This is a genomic window from Paracoccus wurundjeri (genome assembly GCF_030678915.1).
Lineage (GTDB): Bacteria > Pseudomonadota > Alphaproteobacteria > Rhodobacterales > Rhodobacteraceae > Paracoccus > Paracoccus onubensis_A.
On record NZ_JAUUTZ010000006.1, the window covers coordinates 25,144 to 42,663 of the forward strand.

Annotated in this window: 18 protein-coding genes; 3 read left to right on the forward strand and 15 right to left on the reverse strand. The window is 59.0% G+C overall.

What is annotated here, in order from left to right; all coding sequences use genetic code 11:
- Positions 1–27: 27 nt before the first annotated feature.
- From Q0601_RS07665 to Q0601_RS07680, 4 genes are all read right to left on the reverse strand, one after another.
- Positions 28–1,104 (reverse strand): ABC transporter substrate-binding protein, encoded by a 1,077-nt coding sequence (locus tag Q0601_RS07665; protein ID WP_305288797.1) that lies wholly within the window; start codon positions 1,102–1,104, stop codon positions 28–30.
- Between the two features lie 144 nt (positions 1,105–1,248).
- Positions 1,249–2,319, reverse strand: a complete 1,071-nt coding sequence (locus tag Q0601_RS07670; RefSeq protein ID WP_305288798.1) for an ABC transporter substrate-binding protein — start codon at positions 2,317–2,319, stop codon at positions 1,249–1,251.
- Between the two features lie 80 nt (positions 2,320–2,399).
- Complete coding sequence (locus Q0601_RS07675; RefSeq protein WP_305288799.1) at positions 2,400–3,503, reverse strand: ABC transporter ATP-binding protein; 1,104 nt, start codon at positions 3,501–3,503, stop codon at positions 2,400–2,402.
- Between the two features lie 380 nt (positions 3,504–3,883).
- Complete coding sequence (locus Q0601_RS07680; RefSeq protein ID WP_305288800.1) at positions 3,884–5,590, reverse strand: peptide ABC transporter substrate-binding protein; 1,707 nt, start codon at positions 5,588–5,590, stop codon at positions 3,884–3,886.
- A 168-nt stretch (positions 5,591–5,758) separates the two neighbouring features.
- Between Q0601_RS07680 and Q0601_RS07685 the strand changes: the two genes are divergently transcribed.
- Genes Q0601_RS07685 through Q0601_RS07695 form a run of 3 tightly spaced genes read left to right on the forward strand, consistent with a single transcriptional unit; the run spans position 5,759 to position 8,668 of the window.
- On the forward strand, positions 5,759–6,643 hold the full coding sequence (locus tag Q0601_RS07685) for a MurR/RpiR family transcriptional regulator (protein ID WP_305288801.1): 885 nt from the start codon (positions 5,759–5,761) through the stop codon (positions 6,641–6,643).
- A 7-nt stretch (positions 6,644–6,650) separates the two neighbouring features.
- Positions 6,651–7,397, forward strand: coding sequence for an N-formylglutamate amidohydrolase (locus Q0601_RS07690; RefSeq protein WP_305288802.1), 747 nt, complete (start codon positions 6,651–6,653; stop codon positions 7,395–7,397).
- Positions 7,394–8,668: an NAD(P)/FAD-dependent oxidoreductase gene (locus Q0601_RS07695; protein WP_305288803.1), complete on the forward strand. Its 1,275-nt coding sequence runs from the start codon at positions 7,394–7,396 to the stop codon at positions 8,666–8,668. The genes Q0601_RS07690 and Q0601_RS07695 overlap by 4 nt, the downstream gene beginning before the upstream one ends.
- Positions 8,669–8,948: 280 nt before the next feature.
- On the opposite strand, the gene Q0601_RS07700 is transcribed toward Q0601_RS07695, so the two are convergent.
- The 11 genes from Q0601_RS07700 to moxG all read right to left on the reverse strand — a co-directional run bounded on the left by Q0601_RS07700 (position 8,949) and on the right by moxG (position 17,509).
- On the reverse strand, positions 8,949–9,716 hold the full coding sequence (locus Q0601_RS07700) for a hypothetical protein (protein ID WP_305288804.1): 768 nt from the start codon (positions 9,714–9,716) through the stop codon (positions 8,949–8,951).
- A 12-nt stretch (positions 9,717–9,728) separates the two neighbouring features.
- Positions 9,729–10,571, reverse strand: coding sequence for a polysaccharide pyruvyl transferase family protein (locus Q0601_RS07705; RefSeq protein ID WP_305288805.1), 843 nt, complete (start codon positions 10,569–10,571; stop codon positions 9,729–9,731).
- Positions 10,572–10,750: 179 nt separating this feature from the next.
- Positions 10,751–11,290: an SRPBCC family protein gene (locus Q0601_RS07710; protein ID WP_305288806.1), complete on the reverse strand. Its 540-nt coding sequence runs from the start codon at positions 11,288–11,290 to the stop codon at positions 10,751–10,753.
- Positions 11,287–12,228 carry a vWA domain-containing protein gene (locus tag Q0601_RS07715; RefSeq protein ID WP_305288807.1) on the reverse strand — a complete coding sequence of 314 codons (942 nt, stop codon included), beginning with the start codon at positions 12,226–12,228 and terminating at the stop codon, positions 11,287–11,289. Before Q0601_RS07715 ends, Q0601_RS07710 begins: the two co-directional genes overlap by 4 nt.
- Complete coding sequence (locus tag Q0601_RS07720; protein ID WP_305288809.1) at positions 12,225–12,776, reverse strand: hypothetical protein; 552 nt, start codon at positions 12,774–12,776, stop codon at positions 12,225–12,227. The genes Q0601_RS07715 and Q0601_RS07720 overlap by 4 nt, the downstream gene beginning before the upstream one ends.
- On the reverse strand, positions 12,773–13,786 hold the full coding sequence (locus Q0601_RS07725; protein ID WP_305288811.1) for a vWA domain-containing protein: 1,014 nt from the start codon (positions 13,784–13,786) through the stop codon (positions 12,773–12,775). Before Q0601_RS07725 ends, Q0601_RS07720 begins: the two co-directional genes overlap by 4 nt.
- Positions 13,783–14,613, reverse strand: coding sequence for a nonribosomal peptide synthetase MxaA (locus tag Q0601_RS07730; protein WP_305288813.1), 831 nt, complete (start codon positions 14,611–14,613; stop codon positions 13,783–13,785). The genes Q0601_RS07725 and Q0601_RS07730 overlap by 4 nt, the downstream gene beginning before the upstream one ends.
- Entirely contained in the window at positions 14,610–15,482 is an 873-nt protein-coding gene (locus Q0601_RS07735) for a DUF58 domain-containing protein (RefSeq protein WP_305288815.1), read from the reverse strand. Before Q0601_RS07735 ends, Q0601_RS07730 begins: the two co-directional genes overlap by 4 nt.
- A complete protein-coding gene (locus tag Q0601_RS07740) occupies positions 15,479–16,507 on the reverse strand; it encodes an AAA family ATPase (RefSeq protein WP_305288816.1) in 1,029 nt (342 codons plus the stop codon). Before Q0601_RS07740 ends, Q0601_RS07735 begins: the two co-directional genes overlap by 4 nt.
- Before the next feature lie 81 nt (positions 16,508–16,588).
- On the reverse strand, positions 16,589–16,900 hold the full coding sequence (locus Q0601_RS07745) for a methanol dehydrogenase [cytochrome c] subunit (RefSeq protein ID WP_305288818.1): 312 nt from the start codon (positions 16,898–16,900) through the stop codon (positions 16,589–16,591).
- A gap of 84 nt (positions 16,901–16,984) precedes the next feature.
- A complete protein-coding gene (gene moxG / locus Q0601_RS07750; RefSeq protein WP_370656102.1) occupies positions 16,985–17,509 on the reverse strand; it encodes a cytochrome c(L), periplasmic in 525 nt (174 codons plus the stop codon).
- Positions 17,510–17,520 lie beyond the last annotated feature (11 nt).

Sequence of the window (17,520 nt, forward strand, 5' to 3'; positions counted from 1 at the left end):
TTGGGCCGGGGCGGCGGCAATCTCACATCACGAACCGGCCAGCCAGCTGTTGAAACGTTCGGTCAGTTCGGCATCGTGATCAGCCCAGAATTCCGGGTCATCCATCACCGCCGTCTCCAGATATTCCGGATTGGTCGGCATATGCGGCCCCATCTCGGTCTCGCCATCCTGGTAAAGCCCGACTAGCCCGGCCGAGGATTTCCGCGCCGGCCCATAGGCGATATATTTCGCCTGCTCGGCCAGTTGCTCGGTGCTGGTGGCAAATTTCAGATATTCCATCGCTGCCTCGGGATTGGGCGAGCCCTTCGGAATCGCGAACATGTCCAGATCCATGTATTGTCCATCCCAGATGATCTCGAACGGTTTGCCCTCGCCAACCATCGCATCGAAGAACCTGCCGTTATAGCCGGTCGCCATGGTTACCTCGCCATCGGCCAGAAGCTGCACGGGCTGCGCCCCGGCCTCCCACCAGACAACGCTGTCCTTGATCGTGTCCAGCTTGTCGAACGCCTGGTTCACACCTTCTTCCGAACCCAATCGGTCATAGATTTCATCCGCCGGTACGCCATCGGCGATCAGTGCCAGGTACAAGGTCCGCTTAGGCGTTTTAGGCAGGCCACGCTTGCCGGGGAATTTCTCCAGATCGAAGAAATCAGCAGCCATGGAAGGCGCCTCGCCCTCAAATTTCGTGGTGTCATAAGCGATGACCGTGCCCCAGAAGATATTGGCCACAGCACAGTCCTGCAATGCGCTATCAATGAAATCCTCGATCGCCGGGGTCCCGTCGGGCGCCGGCGGCAGATCGGCGGGATCGATCTCGACCAGCGCACCCTCGTCGCAAAGCCGGATAGCGTCGCTGACCTCGATATCGAAGACGTCGCCGGTGACGTTATTCGCCTCGACCTGTGCCTTCAGCGGTGTGGCCGGATTATCGGCGGCAATCATATTAACCTTAATACCGGTCTTTTCGGTGAAGGGTTTATTATAGGCTTCGACCTGTGACCTCTCATAGGCGCCGCCCCAGGACACGACATTGACCTCTTGTGCCGTGGCGGCAAGGCCGAACCCGACCAGCATAGTGGATAGGATCAAAGCGGTTCTCATCTGTTTCTCCCGTTGGATTTGTTTGTTTTTATTCGATTTGGCCCTTTGCGGGCATTGACGGGCGAATTCCCTCCGCCCCTTCTTCTTCGTCTCAAGACCTTGGGAAGTCGGGGGCAATGCCCCCGGCCGTGGCAGGATGCGGGTTCAACCCGCCAGCCAGCTGTTGAAGCGCTCGTTCAATTCGGCATCGTGATCGACCCAGAAATCCAGGTTCGAGCCAAGCGCATTGCTCATATTTTCCTCGGTGGTGGGCAGATGCGGGCTCATCGGTTCCTCGGTGCCCTCGATATTGCCGACCAGCGCGGCAGCCGATCTGCGCGGCGGACCATAGCTGATGAACTCAGCGGCGCGGGCCTGTTGCGCGGGCGCGGTCGAGAAGGTGACGAATTCCAGCGCCTCCTCCTTGTTCGGTGCGCCTTTCGGGATCACCCAGCCCTCCATTTCATAGATCTGGCCGTCCCAGATGATGTTGAAGGGCTTGTCTTCACCTTGCGCCGCGTCGAAGATCCGCCCGTTGAAGGCGAAGGCCATGGTCACCTCGCCATCGGCCAGAAGCTGCGGCGGCTGCGCGCCGGCCTCCCACCAGATCACGCTGCTCTTGATTTCGTCCAGCTTGGCAAAGGCCTGATCCACGCCCTCTGGCGTTTCCAATAAATCATAGACTTCTGCTGCCGGAACGCCATCGGCCATCAACGCGAGTTCCAGGTTGAACTTCGCGCCTTTTCGCATGGTGCGTTTGCCGGGAAATTTCTCCAGATCGAAGAAGTCAGCAGGGGTCGCGGGCTTGGCATCAGAGAATTTCGAATCGTCATAGGCAATAATCATCGAATAGACATCCGTGCCGACGAAACAATCGGTGATCGCGCCTTCGATAAAATCATCGGCCACCTCCGTACCATCGTCAGCCGGAGCCAGCACCGATGGATCGATCAGCTCCAGCAGCCCTTCATCGCAAAGCCGTACCGCGTCGGCATATTCGACCGATGCGATATCAGAGGTGACGTTGCCCGCCTCGACCATCGCCTTGATCGGCGTGGCGGGGTTGTCGGCATCTGCGATGTTGACCTTGATGCCACTTTCGGCTTCGAAGGGTTTGGCATAGGCCTCGACATGGCTGTTGCCATAGGCACCGCCCCAGGACAGCAGATTCACATCGGCGAAGGCCGGCATTGCGACCAGACCGAGCGTGGTTGTAAGAGCAAGGGTTCGTTTCATGATATCAGCTCCAACTACATGAATTTTTAGTATTTTGAGTCTCTCGCAGCCCATGACGGGCACTGCCTCCGGATCGCCCCTCAGATCGGGTCCAGCGCGCGGGCATCCTGCGGATGCCAACCGATGCGGATCGTCTGGCCTGGCTCCAGCCGGGTCTGAGCGATGGTATTGCGGCATTTCATGATGAAATCGTCGCTTCCCGCCACGCGCAGCCGTGTCCGCAGGATGTCGCCCATATAGATGACCTCCAACACATCGGCTTCGATACTATGCGCACCGGGAGGCATCATCTCGGGCTTGAACTCGACCCGTTCGGGACGGATGGATACCGTAGTTTTCTGCCCGCGTTCGCGGATATTGACTGCCGTGGCGTCAATCAGCTCGCCATTGGCCAGCTTGACCACCGCCTTGTCGCCTTCAAGTGTCTCGATCACGCCAGGCAAGGCATTGTTTTCTCCGATGAAACTGGCCACAAAACTGTTCTCTGGCCGCTCATAGAGCTGATTGGGTGTGGCAAGCTGCTGGATGCGGCCGTCATTGAAGACCGCGATCCGATCGGACATGGTCAGCGCCTCGGTCTGATCATGGGTGACATAAACCACTGTGATTCCAAGTTCTTCGTGCAAGTGCTTGATTTCGAATTGCATATGCTCGCGAAGCTGCTTGTCCAACGCACCAAGCGGCTCGTCCATCAGCACCAGATGCGGATCAAAGACCAGCGCCCGCGCCAACGCAATCCGCTGCTGCTGTCCGCCCGATAATTGCGCGGGGCGGCGATTTGCGAAAGCCCCCATCTGGACCATCTCGAGGCTTCGCTTGACGCGGGTTTCGCGCTCCGCCTTGCCAAGACCCCGGACCTCCAGAGGAAAGGACAGGTTTTCACCCACCGTCATATGGGGAAACAGGGCGTAATTCTGAAACACCATGCCGATGCCCCGCTTATGCGGTGGAACCTGGTTGATAGGACGGCCGCCAAGACGGATTTCACCGTGAGTCGCGGTCTCGAATCCTGCCAGCATCATCAGACAGGTGGTCTTGCCCGAACCAGACGGGCCGAGCATCGTCACGAACTCGCCCTTGGCGATAGAAAGATTCAAATCTTTGACGACAAGTGTCTGTCCGTCATAGCTTTTCTGCACGTGTTCGAATGCGACGAATGCGTCACTCGAGGTATTGTCCAGCAATAGGCGCTCTCCCTGTTATGATATGGTTGTTCAGCGCCAGACGAGTTAAACTCCACATCCGGATAATGGCAACACCGTTTCGATTTTTCTTTCACAGTTTGCTGACTGGCAAGAGTCACCGGATTGCTGAAACACAGCTTTATCCGGCAAAGCCTGAATACCAGCGATCGGTGAGAAATGGCATAATCGGAACCCGACATCGCCCGGCAACCGTATCTGCTTCGTTCCGTGCGATTTCAGATATTCCGGCGCAGACGCAATCGCCCCACATCATGACGAACCGGTCCGCCTGAACTTCACCAACCAGCCTTTGCCCCATGGCTGATTGCGGCAAAGACGAGTCCGGATGATAAAAAATACAGTTGTCTGGGCCGGGCGCCTTATTCGGCTTTCTTGCGCTTCCAGTCCATGATGTTCCAGATCATACTGTCCCAGCTATTCAGCCGGACCCCTTCGAGATCACGGGCTTTTCCGGACACGATACCGCGATGGACAATCGGAATGATCGTATAGGATTGCACCAGCATATCGTTCATCTCGCGGGCGACTTCCGCGCGATCTTCGGGCGCTGCCGTCGCATGATATTTCTTTGCCAATGCGTCATATTCTTCAGAGCAGAAGCGTTGAATATTATCGCCCTGCCATTGCGTTTCCGGGCGCGGCGCCTCGTCGCAGACCCAATGTGCAAGATAGGTTTCCGGATCCTGACCCTTCGAATTATCCGTATACATCTGCACATCGGCATAAAATTTCTGACGTGTATCGGGTGAGCCGGCATCGCCGCCGAAGAAAACCGAGGCGTCAACCGATTTCAACTCGGTCTCCACCCCGATCTCAGACCACCATTGCTTGAGCAGTGCCTGCATGTCCTGCCTGACAGCACTGACTGAGCTTTGGAACAACAAGGACAGCTTGATCCCATCCTTTTCTCGGATGCCATCGCCATCATCGTCAACCCATCCCGCTTCTTCCAGCAACGCCCTGGCCTTGTCCGGATCAGGGGTCAGGCAGGCGTCATTCGTGGTCGAGGCATATATCTCCGGCGCGGGAACGATATTGCAGGTGGGTTTCCCGGTTTCGCCGAAAAGCACCTCGGCGATGGCAGCGCGATCAATGACCAGCGATAAAGCCTGCCCAACACGAGGATCAGCCAAAATCGGGTGGGCACCTGCCTGAGCCGTGGAACGTTCGGCCCCCAGCGCCGGATCCGGATTGGTCTGGTTCAGGAACAGATATTCGACGGAAGAGCCGAAAACCGTTACGACTTCGCCCGGCCCTCCGGTTCCCATGCTTTCCAGCACATCCGGGGACAGCAGCAGATTCCAGCCGTAATCCATCTCTCCGGTTTGCAGAACCGCCCGCGCGGCACCCGCCGCATCACCGCCCCCCTTGATCGTCACGGTTTCGAAATAGGGTTTGTCTTCAAAACGGAAATGCGGATTGACGCTGAAGGTCGCCACATCATTCGTCAGAAATTCATCAACGACATAAGGACCGGTCCCGACGGGATGCATATTCTGGTCACTGCATTGCGCGATCCGGCTGCCAACGCAATCGCGGAATTGTGCCTCTTGCAGGATTGGAGCCTCGGAACTGACGAAGGCCGTATAGGGATAGGGTTTCGGCTCGCTGAAATCGACGCGTACGGTCAGATCGTCTACGGCCTCGACCGTCTCGATGCCTTCGAACATTGCCGCTGCGGCACATCCACTATCGGGATCCGAGCAGTAGCGCCAGGTAAAGACCACGTCTTTCGACGTCACCGGGGATCCATCCGACCATAGCAACCCTTCGCGCAGGGTCCACGTAATTCGTTTCAGATCTTCGGAAAGCCCACCATTCTCGAGTGTCGGGATCTCGGCGGCCAGCCAGGGAACGAGTTCGCCATTCTCGTCGAACCGTGCCAGAGGCTCCAGAACCAGCGAGGCCGCCTCGACCTCCTTGGCGATCCCCGAAAGATAGGGGTTCAGATTCGATGCCGCCTGCCAGTAAAGGATGTTGAGATGGCCATCCGAGCCACGTTCGGCATGAGCCATTGTTCCGCAAAGAATAGCAGCGGTTCCGGCAAGTAACGCGATCTTCTTCATGTCTGGCCCCTTGGTGAGTGAACAGGAACGGCACGACATCGTGCGGCAACGCAGATATGATGAATGTAATTTTTATTACGTCAATATTAAAAATTGACATGATGTAACAAAAAGAACAAATTACTTGCACTGACGATCGATCGGGAAACCTGCAGTTACGGAATCTTCATGTCGCAGAATCTTGTCCACCTCATCCGTAACAGCGCGTCATCCGGCGGTGAGCGCAAGGTGGCTGCCGCGCTGCTGGATGGTTATCCCTTCCATGCGCTGTCAACTGTAGAGGCGCTGGCGAAACGAGCCGATGTCAGCAATCCGACGGTGCTGCGCTTCCTGACCAAGATCGGCTTTCCCCGCTTCGCCGATTTTCAGGCCGCAGTGGTGGTGGAAGTGCAAAAACAGGCGGGTTCTCCGTTACAGCAGATCGATGCCTCCCAGTCGGAAACGCCAGAGGGCGCCAACCTCTATCAGACGTCACTCCGCCGGCAGGCCGAGGCTCTTCGCCTGACGGCAGAGGCTGTGGTTCCGGCAGAGGTGGACGCTTTCGTTGCATTGCTTGCCAATCCACGTCATCGCATTCAGTGCCTGGGTGGGCGCTACAGCCAGAACCTGTCCCGCCGTTTCTCCCGGCAATTGGCGCAGTTACGTGCGGATGTGCTGCAGATCGAACCGCAGCCCGGCTTTCATCACGAGCCACTTCTGGATATGGGGCCTCGTGATGTGCTGGTAATGTTCGACTATCGCCGGTATCAGCCCGATCTGTTTGCCTTTGCCCGGCTTGCAAGGGAAACGGGCACACGCATCTGCCTGTTTACGGATGATGATCGTTCTCCTGTCGCGGGAATTGCGCATGCCGTCATGTCAGCGAAAGAAGGTCTTATCTCTCCTTTCGGATCGCGGATCGTCGCAACCGCGCAGATCGAGACGATCATAGCCGCGGTGGTCGAGGCCGATCGCCTTGCCGCAAGGCAACGGCTGGAGCGGATCGAGGAATTGCGCATCCGCCTCGCCGAACTGACGAGACTTGCAGAAAACCGAACCGGCATGGACGAATAAGCCCCGAATGACCAAGATCGAGCCTATCATACTTAACCCAGAAGGCAGGGAACCTGGACTTATCGTGGTCGATCACGCTGGAACGGATTTGCCCGCCTCTCTCGTTGCTCGGGATTTCGCGCGGCAGTGGCGGAATACCCATCACTTCACCGATTTGGGTGTGGCGGCGTTGGCCGAGGCGCTTGCCGAACGCCTCGACATGCCGGTGATCCTCTCGACTGTCAGCCGTCTTGTCATCGACCTGAACCGCTGGCTGGACGATCCGCGTTCCATCCTGAGTAGCGTCGAGGGACTGCCGCTTGACGGAAATACGGGTATCAGCACCTCCGAACGGCAGCTTCGGCATGAGAGCGTATTCTGGCCTTACCACGAAACGGTCGGCCGGATATGGGCGCGCCAGCTCCAAAAACATCAAGCGCCGATCTTCTTCGCGCTGCACAGCTGCACGCGGAATTTTCTTGGCATCCGGCGGCAATGGGATGCAGGAACGATCTGGCATGATGACCGTATCCTGTCGCAAAACCTGCTGGCCTCGCTTGGCCGGTCGGACAATCTGATCCTGGGTGACAACCAGCCCTATTCCGGGATCGATGGCGCTTATACCGTCGACCGTCATACATTCGGCTCGGGAATTCCTGCCTGCGGGTTCGAGGTCAGCAACGATCTTCTGGAAACTGACAGCGACCGAAAACTCTGGGCTCGCCGGCTTGCCGATGCCTTGCGTCTGGCAGCAGAAACGAGATGCACGATATGACCGATCTGTCAGCCCCCGCACAATTCCCACCCTACGCACTGACCGCGCCACCCGCCCCCGAAACACAACCGTTGCAGGGCGATATCCAGACGGATATCGCCATCGTCGGAGCTGGCTTCACCGGCCTGATCGCAGCCCGCGAGCTTGCAAGGCGCGGGGCAAATGTCGTGCTGATCGAAGCGAGTGAGGTCGGGACGGGCGGGTCAGGACGAAACCACGGGCAATGCATCCCGGTATTCGGATATCTGGACCCGAAAATATTGCCGCAAAAAGGATGCGACCTCCTGCGAGACGCCGGACGGCTGGTATTCGACGATATCGCACGGGATCGTATCGAATGCGAAGCGGTTCAATCGGGGACGCTGGCGGCGGCCCATAGCACCAGCGGGCTGAATCGATCGCGCAAAGCACATGCAAAATACGCGGCTCTGGGTAAAAGCGGCGATTATCTCTCGCGCGGGGCAGTTGCCGAACTGACCGGTAATGATCGCTTTCTGGGCGGATGGGTGCATCGGGATGGCGGTCACCTGAACCCTCTTGCCTATGCGCGCGGCCTTGCCCGCGCGGCAATCGAGGCAGGCGCGATTATCCACACCAACAACCCGATAATCTCTCTGCAACGCGATGGGGACCGCTGGCTTCTGAGAACCCCAAAAGGCAGCATCAGCGCGGCGTGCGCGGGATTTGCCACCGATGCATATCCGACCGGCGCGGTACCGGAACGGTTCCGGCAAAGCTCGGTAATCATGTATAGCTACGGGCTTGCCAGCCGCCCGCTGAACGCGGAGCAACGGGCAAAAGTCATGCCCTCGGGCATGAATTTCGGCGACACCCATCGCGATCCGATGTTCTTCCGCATCGATCAGCAGGGCCGATTGATCACCGGCGGGCTGGTCGAATTGCGGCGCGGCCGAAACAGCGCCTATACGAAAGAATTCATGACCCGGCGATTGACCGGGCTTTATCCTGCCTTGGCCGGGCTGGAATGGGATTACCACTGGCAGGGCCGGCTGACGGTATCGTCGGAACAGCGCCCGCAACTCTATGAACTCGGTCCGCGGCTATGGGGACTATCCGGCTATACTGGTCGCGGCGTGCCGACATCTGCTGTCATGGGCCGGGTGCTGGCATCTGCCCTGATCGATCCGGCGGAAGCAGCAGAACTCTGGACGATCCGCCGCCCGGCCAAAATCCCCCTGCGTCACCTGATCGGTGCAGCCGTACAGACTTTTCGAGGGCCGCTCAACAAGCTTCGCGACATGCTGGAATAGATGCGATTTTCGTCCTGAAGCATGTTGCGCCTGCCCGCTTCCTTTCCTCCTCCGCTTCTTCTTTGTCCAAATACCTCTGGGGTCGCTGGCAAGTGCGCCATTGGTTCAAAAGACCTGCCGGCGACGGGCGGCGCCCGGCCATCGCGGCACGCAAGTAACCGGCGTTTCCGATTCAGCACGACAGGACCTAAATCCCCGGACAGGCATCGATGAAAGACCAGTATCTTATCGGAGTGAACCGGCGTACCGTCACCGCTGAGAAATCCGGCGATCTTCCAGACTACAGAAACACCGTCTGTACCGCGTCAAGATGAACACGGTGGACATGGATTGTGGGCGCGAGGTGGTGATCAAACCTGATCGGCTGATGACCCGTGGCCAGCCGCATGGGCTGCCGGATCCGTCCCGCCGGTCCGCGCTCGGCAATCTTTTCGTTGATGTCGAAATAGCGAATCCCGAATCGATCCGCCAGGGCATTGATCCGGCGGTTGAAATCCAGGTGAAACCCGTTCTGCTGACGTTCGTTCAGCACAAGTTCGCGCAGTTTCTTTTCGGCGGCCTCCCTCTCTTCCGGGGCCTTTTCAGTCAGGATACGGCTCAGGTATTTACGGGAAAACAGCGGCGTCGACAGCACGGTCAGATTGACGCCCTTGAGCGCTACTTTGCAAGGTGCGTCCCTGATCCCATCAAGCAGGCCCGCATAGATTTCGGCCAGAAACTCGATATAATCCGCCGGAGCCCATTCCTCGCCCTTGACGGCCTGCCGATAATAGAAACCAAGTTCGAGATCGACCTGCCCCAGCGCAATGATGAGATGCGAGGCGTTCGCCGCCGTTGTCTCGATCAACTCCTTGAGGCGTAGCGTGGACGCATATCTGCGAACCCCTGTCAGGGATGCCGCATTGACCTGTTGCACACGTGGAACGAAGGCGAGGCGCGTGTTAACGCCCATCCGGCGAACCGAATTGAAATCGGCCTTGAAGAACATCGTATGGCTATCACCGATAATATCGACGACAGGGCGAATGGGATCAGTCATCTTGGCCATTGAATCACTTGGTCAGAATGGGCAGGCCGCCAGCAATCGATCCGACATCTCACGCAGATTTTCGCCTGGGGTGGCCAGCTCGAAATCATAATCGTCAGCAGAGAATGGCAGCCTCAGTTTCTGGGCATCGCCGGATCGCGCCTTCGCACCCACCGACATGAAATAATCATCGAACTTGGCGCCGTCTCCGCTTAGCTCCTTGGCGCAAGGTTCGATCCAGGCGGTGGGAATGCCATAGGCCTGCGAGACGATGACGCCGTGCAATGAAGACGATATCGTCCTTTTACAGGCGGTGATCTGATCAATTACGCTTTCAAATCCGTTATTCAGGTAGATGACCTGAACATCTTCCGGCAGAAATTTCTCGAACTGGCGCCAGAAGCCGGTGTCCACCACATGGGCGATGATACCCAACTCACAGGATTTCCTGGCAGCGCCGGAATAGAATGCCGGCAAGCACAGCCCCGGATCTCCAACCACATCGGGAACGTCATAGCCGTGACGCTTCAACCGTTCCTGCGTGACCGGACCCCGGACGGCCAATGTCCGTCTGGGCCGCGCAAATCGTTTCTGAGAGGTGATCACACCGGAACCCCAGACAATCGCGATATCATCCCGCGACAGAAGCTGAAGGATGCTGCCGCAGGTGTAATGGACCAGGTGATCGCCACCGGCCTGATGCGCATGGGCAAGGCGGGGTTTGACGCCCGTTCGCTTCAGATAAATATAAGGGCCGATCCAATCGCCGAAATTTGTCCGTATCTTGGGCCATGCCCAATACATGTTGTGATCATCAAGCTTTCCATCCGACAAAAGCTTCAGATCACGCTCTGACGGCCGTTCAATTCCAAACATTGAGGCTCCAAATGCGCGCGGCTTCGCGGCGATTGGTACCGGCCGGAAATTGGATCTACAACCCCTCTCGTCCACAAATACGCGGCGATCTGCTGACGCAAACAATACCGCGCGAACCCGCGTGAGGCTGCGTCACCATCGCAACCCGCGCAGTGCCCGATACGGGCCGTATCAGCTTTTCAACTGGCGGGACCATCCTCGATCGCGCTCTTGAGACCGTTGAGTCCGTCGTCGATCAACTGTTCCACGGCAGTAACCGCGGCTTCGTCGCTGAAACTCTCTTCCGGTTCGTTCGTGGTATCGGCCCGAAAGAAGCTGGCCTCCCATGTGACCGTCGAGCCCTCGCCCGACGCTGCGACCGTCACGCTGTTGGTATAATAACTGACTGGAAAAGCCTCGCGGTCTTCCTTCGACAATCTCCAACGGATCTCCATGTTCTCTTCATCGATGCGATCGATGCCATCCTCGACCGATCCGCCATCCGCAAATTCCACGACCCGCTTGGCGCCCTTTCCTTCCCCCTCGACGGTGACGGAAGCGATGCCCGGATGCCAGTCGGCATAGGTAGACGGGTCGGAGAGGATTTTCCACACTTCCTCAGGCGACGCCGCGATCTCGATTTCGCCTTCGGCCTGCTGTGGGGTCGGACCATGGGCCAATGCCGTTCCGACCATAAAGATCGCGGCGGATGCTGCCAGAATCAGATGTCTTGCTGTCATGATCTGCTTTCCTTTCTTAGGGGAGTGATAAAGCGACTGCCGGCGATCCAAAGCCCCAGCAGCAAAAGAAGCGCCGCCGCCGCAAAGACGGGCGCAAGGCTGCGAGTGACGGTTACCGGATGGGTGGGTGCATGTGCGGCAAGTGCCCGCTCTATTGCGGCGGGGCCTGCGTCCAGCCGCAGAAAGCCCAGTTCACGGGCCGAAGCCAGTGCCTGCAGATAATCGACCCGCAGGGCCGACAGATGTTCATTGCCGTCTAGATCGGATTCGCCATAGGGATTATTGCGCGGATGATATCCCGGCCGCTCCGAGGCATCGGGCGGGGGCGCGCCAATCCTTGCTGGCGCATGCTGCACATCATTCGGCCCATAGAAACCGATCTCGCGGCCAAGGTCGTCAAATTTGGGTATCTGGGATGGGGTATCCTGACCGACTCCAAGGATAAGCCCTCCGGGAGACTCGCCGCTTTGGCGGGGTTCCTGTGCGAAAGGCAATGGCGGGGCTTCCTGTCCATCGGTGACGAAGATCAACGGCACGCCCAAGCCAGAGGCCCGATTCAAAGCGTGATCCAGTCCTTTCTGAATCATGCTGTCGCCCTCCCACGCCATCCGCCAGTCAAGCCCCATCAATGTGCCCGAAAGCGAAGAATAATCGGCGCAGACCTCCACCGGCTCAAGCAGGGTCAGGCTGCGGCGTTCGGTGAATAGCGCCAGGCCGATCCGGCTGCCGCAGGGTCGCGTCGCGATCCAGTCCCTTAGCGTTTCGCGCGCGAAATCAAGCCGGGAGCGACCGCCCATATCACGAGCATTCATCGATCGGGTAATGTCGATCACCACCAGGGCATCACTCAGACGCTGCTTTCGCGGGATGCCAAGATCAAGTGCCGCCAGCATCGCCAGAACGGTCACGATCGCGGGCAGGATGATACGCCAACTCACGGAGCACCCCGCGGCATTCCCGGCAAATCGGTCCATAATTGCCTCGGTTGATTTTCGGGATCCTCCTCGCCTTCGGCCAGCGGCCGCGGCAGATCGCGCACAAGACGCATGGCCAGTTCCAGATTGACCTTGGCGTCACGATTGCCGGGTTCGGCCCGCAGCGCCTCGCGATAGGCGGATTTGGCCAGTTCGATTTCGGGCGTTGCATCTTCGAAACTGCCGGCCTCGATATGGTCGTATCCGGAACGCATCCGGGCATTGGCAATGGCCAAATGCGCGTCGGACCGTAAATCGGCCTGACCATCGGCCAACCGTGGCAGCAGCTCTTGCGTTTCGGCAAGCTTGTCGCGCCAGGCAAGAAACAGAATACGCGCATGGATTGCATGCGGATCGGCATCCTCGCGCAGCGCAACCTCATGCCCCTCCGCAAGCGCGCGGATTGCGGCGTTATCTTTGAAATTGCCCCGGACGGCATAACCGGACCGCACCAATGCCGCGCCGGAAACCAGCAATGCAAGGATTAATGCGGCAAGGATCAACCGTCTCATGAGAACCTCAGCAATGGTGCGGGACGGGTCGGTGCGAAAGGCCGTTCAAGCCATCGCGCAATTGTCAGTGCGCCCGCAGAAAGCGCGGCAAGCAAATAGAACAACCAACCCAGATCACGGCGGGGCACCCGCCGCTCGGTCAGGATCGGTTTCGTCTCCATCTTGCCGATTTCGTCCACAGCGCCCTGCACGGCTTCGGAGCTTTCGGCCTCGAAGGCGACATAGGTGATACCCAATCGCTGAAGCAGCAGGTGCAGATGCCGTTCAGGACGGGTCTGCGGCGTGTTGGTTTCACCCGGCGGGCTATCCTCGAAGATGCTCTTTGCACCCTCGGTCCGCAGATACAGCCAGTAAAGACTCACCTGCTGTTCGATTGCCAGGCGACGCAGGCTGTCTTGCACTTCGGGCGATATCACCCCTGCCCCGTCCGAAACGAGAACCACGGCGCGCGAACCAAGGGACGGCGCGTCGCGCATCATCTCGAACGAGAGAGCAAGGCCGCGCCCGACATCGGTTTGCGACAATCCGCGTTCGGCCTGTGCGTTGATCGCCGCCGAAATGGCGCTGCGGCTGATCGTCATCGGCAGCACCTGCAAAGGTGCGGTCGAAAAGGCGGCGACACCGATCCTGTCATCGGGGCGGCCCGCGATGAATTCGCGCAGGATGCGGCGCGCAGCGGCCGCCTTGCTTTCTTCGCCGCCGTCCGGGGTACGCCCTGCGAATGTATCATCCATGCTGGACGAGCGGTCGATCAGCAGGACCAGATTGGCCCCCTGCCCCCGATAAGGAACCGTGCCCCCCTTCAGATAGGGCGCCGAGATCCCAAGGATCAACGTCACCATGGCAAGAATGCCCGACGCGGTCAGACATCTGTCGATTGCCCATGATGTCCCCTCTACCGGGCGCAGATCGATCCGGGGCACATCGGTGGACCGCAGCCAGCGCGCCAACAGGGGCAAAGCAGCCAGTGGCAAGGCGTAAAGCGCAAGCGGAAAGCCGAATCCGATCATCTCAGGCCCCGTTCTATCCGGGCGAGATCGCGCGACAATGCAACGACTGACACATCCGGAGCTTCCCGAGTGCCGAAAAAGGCCGCATCGGATGCACGGAAGAACCCGTCCAGTCTGTCAGCCAAGGGCTGATATTCCGGTCGCGCGGCCAGAAACTGCGGCAGATCGGCACTGATCAGAACGCGGCTAAAAGCGGCATCCAGCGCCCGGTGCAATGCGCGACGCTGCAAGTCCGGCTCACGCAGCCGGGCGATACTGCGAGCCGCGCGGGTAAAAGGACGCGCTGGTCGTCTGTGAAATGGCCACCAGGCTTGTGTCCAGCCGATTGCGATCAGGACGCACAGGAAAATCGCGGCCGATACGGCAAGCACGGCATTGTCCCTTCCGGTCTGGATCAGGCGAAAGGGTGGGTCCGGCAAAAGTTGCGCGGGCGAGGATTGATCCGTAATCGGTCGAAGCGGCGCGGCTACGAAAACAAAGCCCGGCAAATTCATTTCGGTGCCGTCGGACAAGCGAACCGGCGAAGGCGGCACTTCCCGACGATCGGGCGCGAGCGCCGAGTAGAAATTCTGCCAGTGCAGAGTCAGTTCGGCATGTCCGGCGGCTTCCTGAAGATCGATACTGCGCAAATCCAGCCAGTAATCCACCGCCCGCGGGCGAGGCAGGCTGGCCCGATCAAAAGTCACACCGGCGGGCAGATCTATCTCGATGCGCTGCACCAGTTCGTCGCCCAACAGCCAGCCATATTCATGCGGATTATCCGCGCGGATCTCTGGCTGCGCCTGTGCGACAGCAGGTAACAACACAAGAAGCGACCACCATCTCATCTTGGCGCCTCATCCAATTCGGCGATCAGATGTGACAGATCGATGCTGTCGCGGATCTCGACGGGGCGCAGGCCGTGGTTAGCGAAGACAGCGCGAAGTTCCCGACGGCGCGACCGGCCCGCCTCGGCCTGCCGCGATGCCCATTTGCGGCCGGTCAGAACGGTGCGTTGGCGCCCGCTTTCGGGATCCCGTATCTCGGAAAGACCGATACGGCCGGGCGGTTCCTCCAGGCCGGTATCCCGAAGCCACAGAGGCAGAACCGGACGCGGCGATAACGCGCCCAGCAACTGGTTAAGTTCAGGCGCCGAATGATCGAAATCCGATATTAATGCGACCAGGGTCCGGCCTTGCGGCAAGCTTGCAGCCGCAGCGCACAGCCCCTCGACCCCATCTCCCAAGACGAATAATCGGTTTACCTCGTTGCGGATCTCTTCGCCGATCCCCATGCGGCGCGTAGGTGGCAGGTTCAGCACCGTCTCCCGGCCGCTGACGGCCTGCAAGGCAACCCGATCTCCCCCCCGTCGCGCCGCCTGCGCAAGCCCGCCGGCCAGAAGCGCCGCAATCCGTTGACGGTCCGATGACGCGACAGTGCCAAGAGAAGCGGATGCATCCAGAAGAATATGCAGCACCAGATCCGTATGCCGTTCGAAACGGCGCACGAAAAAGCCTCCGAAAGGATCGGTGATCGATCGTCGAAGATCCAGTCGTCGCGGATCCGGATGCGCCAGAAGCGGCGCAACGTCCGCAAAGGCGCCACCCGCACCGCGCAACCGGCCCCGATGCGCGCCTTCACGCAATCCGGGCTGACGACGGGTAAGATGCCAGGTCAGCGAGTCGAAAAGATATATTTCGTCCGCATCTGGAATCATTCCGAAGGCACCGGAATTTTTTCGAAAGCCGCCCGGATCAGTTCGGACATCAGAACATCCCGCCGTGGCTCATAGGCAGGGGAAAGAAAGGTGCGATGCGACATGACGGGTTCGAATATTCCTCGCACGTCCTGCGGAAGAACCGCATCCCGGCCCTCGATCCAGGCCGACGCGCGCGCCACCCGGACCAGCGACTGCATCCCGCGCGGACTGACGCCGCCGCGCACAAGCTGGGCGGAATCCGTGCCTTCGATCTGCAAACCGAATTCCGCCGGATCGCGCAAGGCGCTGCACAGATCGAAAACATAGCGTTGCAAGGCCTCGCTGGCATGGATCCGGTCCTGAATTTCCCCGGCCAGCGCGTTAAGCCCGTTATAAGGAAGCAATCCCTCGGTCACGTTGCCGATCAATGTCCCGGTGTCGTGAAATCTCGTCTCGAAAGCCAGTGCGATCCTGTCCTCGCGCAAATGCGGAACATGGATCGGAATCTCCATCATGAACCGGTCCCGGGCGGCAGCGGGCAGTTCAAACGTCTCGTCGCGCTCGATCTGATTGCGGTCTGCGAAAACCTGCAGATGGGGAAAGTGATATTCGCGACGAAAGGCCGTCAGGCTGCGTTCGGCCATCAGCCGCAGCAGCAGGGCATGAACCTGCGGCCGAGCCCGGTTGATCTCGTTGAAGAAAAAGATCGACAGGTCCTCGCCGCGCGACAGAACCGGTCCCGGTTCGATCCGGGGGCGGCCTTCTGCGTCCAGATGTGCGTCATAGATCAGGTCGGTGGGCAAAAGGTCCACCGTGCCTTCGATCCGCGCAAACGGGCCGCCGACCACCCGGGCGACCGCACGCAGCATAGTGGTCTTACCGGTGCCGACATCGCCGGCCAACAACACATGACCACGCGCGAGAGCCGATAGCAAAATCAGCCGGATTGCGCCGGACTGCCCCAGAATGATTTCGTTCAGCTGCGTCTCTGCATCCTGAAAACGGGTCAGCCATTCGGCCGTGGCGAGAGTCTCGTTCGACATGATACCCCGACAATGATGAGAGATGTGCCGCGCCGGGATGTGACATTTGGGATAACCATCCCGGCGCGACACGCCCCGATATTATTCCGAGGGCGGAGTACCGCCTTCTTCGTAACCGGGGATCTTGGTGACGTCATATTCAAACTCGCCCGTCTCCTTCATATGCCAGACACGCCACTCATTCCGGTTGTCCATCACCGCAAGAGACTCGCCCTGCTTCGAGATTTCCGCAGGGTCATGCTGAGGATCATATTCCGAGCCCTCGACCTTTTCCGGATAATCCGGCTTCGGTTCCCAGCAATTTCCCGGCGCCTTGCAATTGGTGCCGTCATAGGCAAAGGCGGGCAAGGCCAGCGACAAGCTTGCGATAACACCCAATAAAAACGGTTTCATGGTTTCTCCTCCTCGTTTGACAGTAATGCCCGGCTTGGGCATCTGGGGCGGATGTTGCCCCGGACGACGGCGCGGATTTGGTGATTACTCCTCCGCGCCGCCTTTCGGCTTGTAAGGCGTGAATTCCTCTTGCTGTTCAGGGGTCAGCCAGCCGGCCGTATCCGGCTCTCCGGTATAGAGGTGGCGGACCCAGGCCATCGCCAGAAGCATTTCGTCCAGCGTCAGGCTGCCCCACATCGGACCCATTTGTCCGGTCGCGCCCCCGTATAACGTTGAAAACAAACCGACATCGGTCTCGTTCTGCGGATAGGTCCAGTAATCGTCGTTCAGACCGGGGCCGATCTTTCCTTCGCCGTAATGGCCGTGACAGCCCGAACACATGGTGTTGTAAGTGTCTTCGGCTTCTTTCATGACCTCTTCGTTTTCATTGTAGATATTTACGCCGGTCTCCAGGAATTCCTTGACGGCTTCGGTGTCACGCCCTTCCTCCATCGCGTCGTCGAAGTTCAGTGGTGACCCGTCGACAGTATTGAAGAACTGGGGTTGCTGCGCGACGACCACGCCACCCCCAAATATCGCGATGATGACTGCAAGCGAAAGGTGCCTCATATCTCGTCCTT

Excerpts from the sequence above, each read along its gene's own strand:
- Q0601_RS07665 (WP_305288797.1), bottom strand. The coding sequence starts at position 1,104 with ATGAGAACCGCTTTGATCCTATCCACTATGCTGGTCGGGTTCGGCCTT.
- Q0601_RS07670 (WP_305288798.1), bottom strand. The coding sequence starts at position 2,319 with ATGAAACGAACCCTTGCTCTTACAACCACGCTCGGTCTGGTCGCAATG.
- Q0601_RS07680 (WP_305288800.1), bottom strand. The coding sequence starts at position 5,590 with ATGAAGAAGATCGCGTTACTTGCCGGAACCGCTGCTATTCTTTGCGGA.
- Q0601_RS07685 (WP_305288801.1), top strand. The coding sequence starts at position 5,759 with ATGTCGCAGAATCTTGTCCACCTCATCCGTAACAGCGCGTCATCCGGC.
- Q0601_RS07690 (WP_305288802.1), top strand. The coding sequence starts at position 6,651 with ATGACCAAGATCGAGCCTATCATACTTAACCCAGAAGGCAGGGAACCT.
- Q0601_RS07695 (WP_305288803.1), top strand. The coding sequence starts at position 7,394 with ATGACCGATCTGTCAGCCCCCGCACAATTCCCACCCTACGCACTGACC.
- Q0601_RS07700 (WP_305288804.1), bottom strand. The coding sequence starts at position 9,716 with ATGGCCAAGATGACTGATCCCATTCGCCCTGTCGTCGATATTATCGGT.
- Q0601_RS07705 (WP_305288805.1), bottom strand. The coding sequence starts at position 10,571 with ATGTTTGGAATTGAACGGCCGTCAGAGCGTGATCTGAAGCTTTTGTCG.
- Q0601_RS07710 (WP_305288806.1), bottom strand. The coding sequence starts at position 11,290 with ATGACAGCAAGACATCTGATTCTGGCAGCATCCGCCGCGATCTTTATG.
- Q0601_RS07720 (WP_305288809.1), bottom strand. The coding sequence starts at position 12,776 with ATGAGACGGTTGATCCTTGCCGCATTAATCCTTGCATTGCTGGTTTCC.
- Q0601_RS07725 (WP_305288811.1), bottom strand. The coding sequence starts at position 13,786 with ATGATCGGATTCGGCTTTCCGCTTGCGCTTTACGCCTTGCCACTGGCT.
- Q0601_RS07730 (WP_305288813.1), bottom strand. The coding sequence starts at position 14,613 with ATGAGATGGTGGTCGCTTCTTGTGTTGTTACCTGCTGTCGCACAGGCG.
- Q0601_RS07735 (WP_305288815.1), bottom strand. The coding sequence starts at position 15,482 with ATGATTCCAGATGCGGACGAAATATATCTTTTCGACTCGCTGACCTGG.
- Q0601_RS07740 (WP_305288816.1), bottom strand. The coding sequence starts at position 16,507 with ATGTCGAACGAGACTCTCGCCACGGCCGAATGGCTGACCCGTTTTCAG.
- Q0601_RS07745 (WP_305288818.1), bottom strand. The coding sequence starts at position 16,900 with ATGAAACCGTTTTTATTGGGTGTTATCGCAAGCTTGTCGCTGGCCTTG.
- moxG (WP_370656102.1), bottom strand. The coding sequence starts at position 17,509 with ATGAGGCACCTTTCGCTTGCAGTCATCATCGCGATATTTGGGGGTGGC.